The organism is Cellulomonas pasadenensis, assembly GCF_047229365.1.
Taxonomy (GTDB): domain Bacteria; phylum Actinomycetota; class Actinomycetes; order Actinomycetales; family Cellulomonadaceae; genus Cellulomonas.
The window spans coordinates 1-8,600 of record NZ_JBFTEP010000144.1 but is presented as its reverse complement, the minus strand read 5'-3'; the positions used below and the strand labels follow the sequence as shown (position 1 = coordinate 8,600).

The 8,600-nt window shown below is 73.0% G+C and carries 7 protein-coding genes and 1 pseudogene; 6 read left to right on the top strand and 2 right to left on the bottom strand.

Going from position 1 to position 8,600, the window contains the following annotated elements:
- Positions 1–220 precede the first annotated feature (220 nt).
- Positions 221–1,162, bottom strand: coding sequence for a formate/nitrite transporter family protein (locus AB6N23_RS15690; protein ID WP_412866930.1), 942 nt, complete (start codon positions 1,160–1,162; stop codon positions 221–223).
- A 214-nt stretch (positions 1,163–1,376) separates the two neighbouring features.
- Between AB6N23_RS15690 and AB6N23_RS15685 the strand changes: the two genes are divergently transcribed.
- The 4 genes from AB6N23_RS15685 to AB6N23_RS15670 all read left to right on the top strand — a co-directional run bounded on the left by AB6N23_RS15685 (position 1,377) and on the right by AB6N23_RS15670 (position 6,312).
- Entirely contained in the window at positions 1,377–2,387 is a 1,011-nt protein-coding gene (locus tag AB6N23_RS15685; protein ID WP_412866929.1) for a LacI family DNA-binding transcriptional regulator, read from the top strand.
- 238 nt (positions 2,388–2,625) lie between these two features.
- Entirely contained in the window at positions 2,626–4,296 is a 1,671-nt protein-coding gene (locus AB6N23_RS15680; protein WP_412866928.1) for an ABC transporter substrate-binding protein, read from the top strand.
- 85 nt (positions 4,297–4,381) lie between these two features.
- Positions 4,382–5,389 (top strand): ABC transporter permease, encoded by a 1,008-nt coding sequence (locus AB6N23_RS15675; protein ID WP_412866932.1) that lies wholly within the window; start codon positions 4,382–4,384, stop codon positions 5,387–5,389.
- 5 nt (positions 5,390–5,394) lie between these two features.
- Positions 5,395–6,312 (top strand): carbohydrate ABC transporter permease, encoded by a 918-nt coding sequence (locus AB6N23_RS15670; protein WP_412866931.1) that lies wholly within the window; start codon positions 5,395–5,397, stop codon positions 6,310–6,312.
- A 34-nt stretch (positions 6,313–6,346) separates the two neighbouring features.
- Here AB6N23_RS15670 and AB6N23_RS15665 read toward each other — a convergent pair whose 3' ends face one another.
- The gene (locus AB6N23_RS15665; protein WP_412866927.1) at positions 6,347–7,798 is read right to left on the bottom strand and encodes an NAD-dependent malic enzyme; all 1,452 of its coding nucleotides are present in this window, start codon (positions 7,796–7,798) and stop codon (positions 6,347–6,349) included.
- A 68-nt stretch (positions 7,799–7,866) separates the two neighbouring features.
- On the opposite strand from AB6N23_RS15665, the gene AB6N23_RS15660 reads away from it, so the two are divergent.
- Both AB6N23_RS15660 and AB6N23_RS15655 read left to right on the top strand, forming a co-directional pair.
- The gene (locus AB6N23_RS15660; protein ID WP_412866926.1) at positions 7,867–8,346 is read left to right on the top strand and encodes an NUDIX hydrolase; all 480 of its coding nucleotides are present in this window, start codon (positions 7,867–7,869) and stop codon (positions 8,344–8,346) included.
- Positions 8,347–8,366: 20 nt separating this feature from the next.
- Positions 8,367–8,600, top strand: a pseudogene (locus tag AB6N23_RS15655) (hypothetical protein); the annotation flags it as partial.

Genomic DNA, 8,600 nt, shown 5'->3' with positions numbered 1-8,600 from the left:
CGTCGGGACCGGCCGGGCGACGGCGTGCCGACCGCTGTCGGTGCCCGGCTCGTCGCCGCCGTCGCGGGCGGGGCCCCCGGCGGGCCGGTGCGGGTCGGCGGTGCTCATGCCTGCTCCCGGGATCGCGCCGCGGCGTCCGCGGACGCCCTGGTCACGACCACGCTAGTGCGCCCCGCGCGGGGGCGCCGGGCGGCACGCGGGCCGCGACGTGTCCCCGGCGTCAGCGACGCACGCCGTCGCCCCGCCGCGCGCGGGCCGCCACGGGCCGCGGCACGGACGCGAGGGCACGGGCGGGCGCGGGCGCGCCGGGTGTCGCCGGTGCCGCCGTCGCACCGACGGTCGCCGGGACGGCCGCACCGTCGCCCGTCCCGGCGTCGCCCACCCCGGCGTCGACCGGCCGTGCGCCGTACGCGTACGCCGCACCCACCAGGAGCGCACCGCCGACCGTGTTGCCCACCCCGACGGCGAGCAGGTTCCGCGCGGCCTCGGCGAGGGTCGCGTGCGGCAGGTCGCCGTAGAGCGCGAGCGAGAACGTCGTCATGTTCGCGACCACGTGCTCGAAGCCCGAGGTGATGAACACCATGACGCAGCCGACGACCACGGCGAGCCCCGCGGCACCGGGGCCCAGCCGGCCCCAGCACCACACGGCGAGGCAGACCATGACGTTGCACAGGACGCCGCGGACGACCAGCTCGGGGGTCGTCGCGCCCGCCTTGTGGGCGACGACGCCCGCGAGCGCCTCGCCCGCCGCGGTCCCGGGCCCGGCGACGCCGGACGCGTGCACGAGCGCCGCGAAGACCATCGCGCCGAGGAGGTTGCCGCCGAGGTAGGCGACGAGGGTGACCCCGGCGCGCCCCCAGCCGACGCGGCGCAGCAGCGCACCCTGCGTCAGCACCATCATCGCGCTCGTCGCGAGCTCACCGCCGGCGACCAGGACCACGACCAGCGCGACGGAGAAGACGACGCCGTCGACGAGCGGCGCCCAGGGCGACCCGGCGACGGCGAGCGGCCCGCCCGCCGTGACCATGATGAGCACGCCGATGCCGATGGCGGCGCCCGCCAGCATGGTGCGGACGAGGAGCAGGCCCGGCGTGCGCAGCAGGGCCACCTTGTGCGCGGCGGCGTCGGCGTTCGCGGCGACGGCCTCGGGGATGGTCAGCACCCGCACATCGTGGCGGCGCGCGGGGCCCCGGACCCGGGACGAAAGGGCAGGTCGGCCGTGCGGCACGCCCGCGCGTCGGGCGGACGTGGCACCGGACCGTCGCCGCGCCTGCCACAGTGGGCCCCGCGGCGGCGTCGGACGGCCCGACGGCCGCGCCGGACGCAGGAGGACGAGAGTGGCACCGTCGGTGGGCAGGGGCGCTCGGGTGGCGACCATGAGCGACGTCGCGCGGCTCGCCGGGGTGTCGAAGATGACGGTCTCGAACGTCCTCAACGACCGTCCGCGGGTCGGGGACGCGACGCGCCGGCGCGTGCTCGAGGCGGTGGACGAGCTCGGGTACGAGATCAACCTGACGGCGCGCCGGCTGCGCGCCGGGCGCGTGGACACCGTCGCGCTGATCGTCCCGCGGTTCGACCACGTGTACTTCGCCGAGCTCGCCGCGTGCTTCGCCACCGAGGTCGCCCAGCACGGCCGCCACCTGGTGGTGGCGCAGTCGGGGGCGAGCAAGGAGGGCGAGCTCTCGCTGCTGTCGCAGGCGCGGCTGCGCCAGTACGACGCCGTCGTCCTGAGCGCCGTCGGCCTGACGTACGACGAGGTGGACGCGCTGCGGCTGGCGCAGCCGCTGCTGCTGCTCGGCGAGCAGGACGTGCCGCCGCAGTTCGACCACGTGAGCATCGGCAACCACGAGGGCGCGCGGCTCGCGGTGCGGCACCTGCTCGACGCGGGCCGCCGGCGGGTGGCGGTGGTCGACGGGGCCGAGGTCGACCACGCCGTCACGGACGGGGTGGACGACCCGACGTCCGGGCTGCGCACGCGCGGGTGGCGCACGGCGCACGAGGAGCTGGGTCTCGTGCCGGACGACCGGCTCCTGCTCGGCGGTGCGCAGTACACCGCCGAGGGTGCCCGCGACGTCCTCGCCGGGGCGCTGGCCCGGGGCCTGCGCCCCGACGCGGTGTTCGCGGTGACCGACGAGATGGCGTACGGCGTGCTCGCCGCCCTGCACGAGGCCGGTCTGCGGGTACCGCAGGACGTCGCGGTGGTCGGCTTCGACAACCTGCGGGGGAGCGCGTTCGCGGTGCCCGGGCTGTCGTCGGTCGACCCGGGCCGCGAGTGGCTGGCGCAGCAGGCGGTGTCGCTGCTGGAGCGCCGGCTCGCGGGCGACGAGTCGGACCCGGTGCGCCTGACGACGCCCGTCCACCTGGTCGTGCGGGGCTCCAGCACCTGACCCCGCGGCCGCGTGGGAGCGCGACCTCCGCGCACGCACCGCGGCGCCCCACCCGCCCCCGGCCGGCCGGCCGTGCGGGTGGTCGTTGACCCCGCGCCCCGGGGCGCATAGATTCCCCGCACGCCGGTAGGTGTATCGATAAGCCTCGGTACGCGTCCCGGTCGCTCCGGCGGTGGTCGGACATTCGCAGCAGCACCGGGGCGCGTCCCGGGACGGATCTCAACGAGGAGAGCCAGAGATGACACGTGCGGGCATCGACGGAAGGCGTCGGCCGCGGACGACGCGGGCGGCGGCGGCGGTCGCCGCGGGCGTCGCGCTGACGCTGGCCGCCTGCAGCGGCGGCGGGGGCGGCGACGACGCCACCGAGGAGCAGCGGACCGGCGCGATGGAGGACTACGCGGCCGGCGACCAGTTCACCGCGACGGAGCCGCTCGAGCTCTCGATCCTGTGGACCGACTGGCCCGAGGTGACGGTGAAGGACTCCTGGCAGTTCTTCGACGTCCTCGAGGAGCAGACCAACGTCTCGCTGAAGACGACCCACATCCCGTTGAGCGACCACCTGGAGAAGCGCAGCCTGCTCATCAGCGCGGGCGACGCACCGGACATCATCCCGCTCGTGTACACCGGTGAGGAGAAGCAGTTCGCCGCGTCCGGCTCGGTCGTCGCGCTCAGCAAGTACCTCGACGAGATGCCGCACTTCCAGAAGTACGTGGAGGAGTGGGACCTGCAGGAGATGGTCGACAACCTGCGCCAGGAGGACGGCGAGCTGTACATGCTCCCCGGCCTGCAGGAGGTGTCGGTCCCGATGTTCACCCTGCTGGTGCGCAAGGACGTCTTCGACGCCGCGGGCATCGAGATCCCGGACGACTGGGACGGCTTCCGCGAGGCGTTCCTCCAGCTCAAGCAGCAGTACCCCGACTCCTACCCGCTGCAGGACGCGTTCCAGGGCCAGTCGCTGCTGAACTACGCCGCGCGCGGCTTCGGCACGCAGGCCGGCTGGGGCTTCGGCGACGGCATGCAGTGGGACGAGGAGAAGGGCGAGCTCGAGTACGCGGCGGCCTCCGACGAGTACAAGGAGATGGTGGAGTTCTTCCACGGTCTCGTGCAGGACGGGCTGCTCGACCCCGACTCGTTCACCGTGCAGGACCAGGAGGCCGTCGAGCGCGTCGAGCGACTCGTCTCCGAGGGCAAGGCCTTCGCGGGCTCCGGTGCGAGCGGGACGGCGATCGAGTGGTCGCAGGCCCTGGACGCGACCGTCGGCCCCGGCGGCTACGAGGTCGTGCAGGTCCCGCCGCCCGCCGGGCCCGCCGGTGCCATCGTCGAGCCGCGCAACTTCTGGCACGGCTTCATGATCACCAAGGAGGCGGAGAGCAAGCCGCACTTCACGGCGACGCTCCAGTTCCTCGACTGGCTGTACTACTCGCCGGAGGCCCGCGACATGCTCCGCTGGGGCGTCGAGGGCGAGACGTTCACGAAGTCCGGTGACGAGTACACGCTCGACGCCGAGCACCGCCTCGACATCTTCAACCTGAACCCGGGTGCCCCGACGGACATCCAGAAGGACCTGGGCTTCAGCACGTTCCTCGCGGAGGCGACGGAGTCGCGTGCGCTGAAGGAGTCGTACGCGACCGACCAGGCCGTCCAGTACATCGACGACGTCCTGTCGACCCGCACGCCGATGGACCCGAACCCGCCGGCCCCGCTGTCCGAGGCCGACCTCGAGCAGGCGTCCCTGCTGGGCACGCCCCTCAAGGACACGGTGGACACGGCCACGCTCCGCTTCATCCTGGGCGAGCGGCCGCTGAGCGAGTGGGACGCGTTCGTCGGCGAGCTCGAGGCCAAGGGTCTGCAGCAGTACGTGGACCTGTACAACGGCGCACGCGAGCGGTTCGCCGAGAACAACGGCTGACGCCTCGGGTCCCACCCCGGTGGGCCGGGCACGTCCCGGCCCACCGGGCCTCACGAAGGAGTGAGACATGAGATCGACCCGGGTCATGGCACCCGCGGGGCGGGTGACCACCGAGGAGATCGCGGTGGACGACGTCGCCCCGGAGCCGCCGCGGGGTCGTGGCGGCAAGGTGCGCACCGCCAGGGGCCGGCCGGTGCCGTGGCGCACGACGCTGCGTCGCGACTGGCCGCTGTACGCGCTCGCCGCGGCGCCCGTGGTCTTCCTGCTCGTCTTCCGCTACCTGCCCATGGCCGGCAACGCCATCGCGTTCCGGCGTTTCCGCCCGGGCGGCAGCATCTTCGGCGACGAGTGGGTCGGGCTGCGCTACATCACGATGTTCATGAACGACCCGACCTTCTGGGCGGTGTTCACGAACACGATCGTCCTCGGGGCGCTCACGCTCCTGGTCTGCTTCCCGCTGCCGATCGTGCTGGCGCTCATGCTCAACGAGCTGCGCTCCCGCCGGTTCAAGCGGGTCGTGCAGTCCATCTCGTACCTGCCGCACTTCCTGTCGATCGTCATCGTCGTCGGCATGCTCATGCAGCTGTTCTCGCTGCAGGGCACGGTCAACCAGGTCATCGAGGGGCTCGGCGGCGAGGGCGTGCCGTTCCTGCAGCGCCCCGAGTGGTTCCGCGCCATCTACGTCGGCTCGGAGATGTGGCAGACGGTCGGCTGGGGCACGATCCTCTACCTCGCCGCGCTGACCACGGTCGACACGTCGCTCTACGAGGCGGCGCGGATCGACGGCGCGAACCGGTGGCAGCAGACGTGGCACGTCACCCTGCCGGGCATCCGGCCGACGATGATCACGCTGCTCATCCTCAACGTCGGGACGTTCCTCAACGTCGGCTTCGAGAAGGTCCTGCTGCTGTACAACCCGCTGACGTACGAGACGGCGGACGTGATCTCGACCTACCTGTACCGGGTGGGCCTGGTCTCCAACAACCTCAGCTACGCCGCGGCGATCGGCCTGTTCCAGGCCGTCATCGGCCTGATCATGATCCTCTCGGCGAACCTGATCTCACGACGAGCGGTGGGAGCGAGCCTGTGGTGACGCAGATGACGGCGCCGAAGCCGCCGGCACCCGTCCGGCCGGTCGGGGCCCGCGACTCCCGCGGCTACCGCGTGTTCACGTGGCTCAACGTGTCGGCGCTGGTCCTCGTCATGGGCCTGATGCTGTACCCGTTCCTCACGGTCGTCGCGCAGTCCTTCAGCAGCGAGGCGGCGATCCGGTCGGGCGACGTGAGCTTCTGGCCGGTCGGGTTCAACCTGAACACGTACCGGGCGGTCGCGGAGAACCCGCTGTTCTGGACCAACTACCGCAACACCGTGCTCTACACGGTGGTCGGCACGGTCGTCGCGATGGCGCTGACCACCACGTACGCGTACGTGCTGTCGAAGGGGCACCTGCGCGGGCGCGGCCTGCTCATCGGGTTCGCCGTGTTCACGATGTTCTTCAACGGCGGCATCATCCCCAACTACGTGCTCATCTCGTCGCTGGGGATGAAGAACACGCTGTGGGCCGTCGTGCTGCCCGGTGCGATCTCCATCTTCAACCTGCTGGTCATGAAGTCGTTCTTCGAGAACCTGCCGAGCGAGCTCGAGGAGGCCGCGCAGATCGACGGGCTCGGCTGGTTCGGCATCTTCGGCCGGATCGTCCTGCCGCTGTCGAAGGCGGTGATCGCGACGATGGTGCTGTTCTACTCGGTGCAGTACTGGAACGACTGGTTCACGGCGTTCCTGTACATCGACGAGCAGCAGCGCCAGCCGGTGACGATGTTCCTGCGCAACCTCATCGCCGGCGCGTCGTCCGCGGCGTCGGAGGGTGCGGCGGCGCAGAGCGCGGCGACGCAGTCGATCTCGGTGAACATCCAGGCCGTGACGATGGTGCTCACCGTGCTGCCGATCCTGTGCGTCTACCCGTTCGTGCAGCGGTACTTCGTGTCCGGCGTGATGCTCGGCTCCGTCAAGGGCTGACGCCGGCACGCGGCGCCCGGTCGTGCGGTGGACGTCACCGCGCGGCCGGGCGCACCTGCGCGATCTCCCCGGTCGTGGGGGCCGACTCGGCGGCGACGCCCTCGGCGCCCGCCGCCCGCCGCACGGCGGCCGCGACGACCGTCGTCACCTCCGGGTTGAACACGCTGGGCACGATGTACGTCGGGTTGAGCTCCTCGGGCCGCACGACCGAGGCGAGCGCCTCCGCCGCGGCGAGCAGCATCGGCTCCGTGATCGTGTGCGACTGCGCGTCCAGCAGGCCGCGGAAGACACCCGGGAACGCGAGCACGTTGTTGATCTGGTTGGCGAAGTCCGACCGGCCCGTGCCGACGACGGCCGCGTGCCTCGCCGCCTCGTCCGGGTCGATCTCGGGACGCGGGTTCGCGAGCGCGAAGACGATCGCGTCGTCGGCCATCCGCGCCACGTCGTCGGCCGTGATGACGTCCGGCGCCGAGACGCCGACGAACACGTCGGCCCCGACGATCGCGTCGTGCACGGTGCCCGTCACGCCCCGCGGGTTCGTGTGCTCGGCCGTCCACCGCAGCGACGGCGACAGGCCCGGCCGGTCGGCGTGCACGACGCCGTCGATGTCCGTCACCACGACGTCGCGGACGCCCGCCGCCAGCAGCAGCTTGAGCACCGCCGTGCCCGCGGCGCCCGCGCCCGACATGACGACCCGCACGTCGCCCATCCGCTTGCCGACGACCGTGAGCGCGTTCGTCAGAGCCGCCACGACGACGATCGCCGTGCCGTGCTGGTCGTCGTGGAACACCGGGATGTCGAGCGCCTCGCGCAGCCGGCGCTCCACCTCGAAGCAGCGCGGCGCCGAGATGTCCTCCAGGTTGATGCCGGCGAACACCGGGGCGATGGCCTGCACGGTCCGGACGATCTCGTCGACGTCGGTGGTGTCGAGGCAGATGGGGAACGCGTCGATGTCCGCGAACCGCTTGAACAGCACCGCCTTGCCCTCCATCACGGGCAGCGCCGCCAGGGGCCCGATGTCGCCGAGCCCCAGCACGGCCGTGCCGTCCGTGACGACGGCGATGGTGTTGCGCTTGATCGTGAGGCGGCGGGCGTCCTCCGGGCGCTCGGCGATCGCCTGCGACACGCGGGCGACGCCCGGCGTGTAGGCCATCGACAGGTCGTCGCGGTTGCGCAGCGGCACCTTCGACTCGATGGAGAGCTTGCCGCCCAGGTGCATGAGGAACGTGCGGTCGGACACGCGCTTGACCGTCACGCCCTCGAGCGCCTCCAGGGCGGCGACCACGTCGGCCGCGTGGTCGACGTCGCGCGTCGCGCACGTGACGTCGACCGTCATCGCCTCGTGGAACGACGCGGTCACGTCCAGGGCCGTGACGATGCCGCCGGCGCGCTCGATCGCGGTCGTCAGGTCGGACACCGCGGTCGGGCTGGCGCGCACCTCGAGCCGCGCGGTGATGGACGACGACACGGACGGGGCGCTGACCATGCCGCCATCGTGTCACCGACCGCCCCGCGCGGCGCCCCGGCCGGTGCGGCGCCCGTAGCATCGGGCGCGTGCCCGTCCCACCGTTCGTCCTGGCCCTGCGCGAGCACGTCGGGCACGACCTGCTCTGGCTGCCCGGCGTGACCGCGGTCGTCCTGCGCACGCACGCGGGCCGCGAGCAGGCGCTCCTCGTGCGCCGCGCCGACACGGGCGCGTGGACGCCGGTCACGGGCGTCGTCGACCCCGGCGAGGAGCCCGCGGTGGCGGCCGCCCGCGAGGTGCTCGAGGAGGCGGACGTCGTCGCCGTGCCCGAGCGGCTCGCGCGCGTCGGCGTCGTCGGGCCGGTGACCTACGAGAACGGCGACCGCTCGACCTACCTCGACCTGACCTTCCGCTTCCGGTGGGTGTCCGGGGAGCCGCGGCCCGCCGACGGCGAGAACACCGACGCCCGCTGGTACGACCTCGACGCGCTGCCGCCGATGTCCGCCGGCATGGCGGCACGGCTGGCCGCCGGGCTCGTGCCGCACGGCGAGGCGGACTTCGTCGCGTGAGCGACGCAGGGGTCGGAGGCGTGAGCGACCCGCTCGCCGCGCTCGCGGCGGTGCCCGCCGTGGCCGAGGCGGTGGCGGCCGCGCGGGCCGCGTGCGAGGAGCTGCGCTGGCACGAGGCCTTCCGGCGCCGGTCCCGCGAGGTGCGGGCGGAGGCGGGCCTCCGGGCGGCCGCGGCGTCGGCGGCGCTCGACGGCGCGCCGGTGGGCGCTTATAAACATAACCGAGCCCACCAGACGCAAACGCCGCACTCGGTT

Bases quoted from the DNA above. Each gene is read 5' to 3' on its own strand.
- AB6N23_RS15685 (WP_412866929.1), top strand. From the start codon at position 1,377: ATGAGCGACGTCGCGCGGCTCGCCGGGGTGTCGAAGATGACGGTCTCG.
- AB6N23_RS15680 (WP_412866928.1), top strand. From the start codon at position 2,626: ATGACACGTGCGGGCATCGACGGAAGGCGTCGGCCGCGGACGACGCGG.
- AB6N23_RS15675 (WP_412866932.1), top strand. From the start codon at position 4,382: ATGGCACCCGCGGGGCGGGTGACCACCGAGGAGATCGCGGTGGACGAC.
- AB6N23_RS15670 (WP_412866931.1), top strand. From the start codon at position 5,395: ATGACGGCGCCGAAGCCGCCGGCACCCGTCCGGCCGGTCGGGGCCCGC.
- AB6N23_RS15665 (WP_412866927.1), bottom strand. From the start codon at position 7,798: ATGGTCAGCGCCCCGTCCGTGTCGTCGTCCATCACCGCGCGGCTCGAG.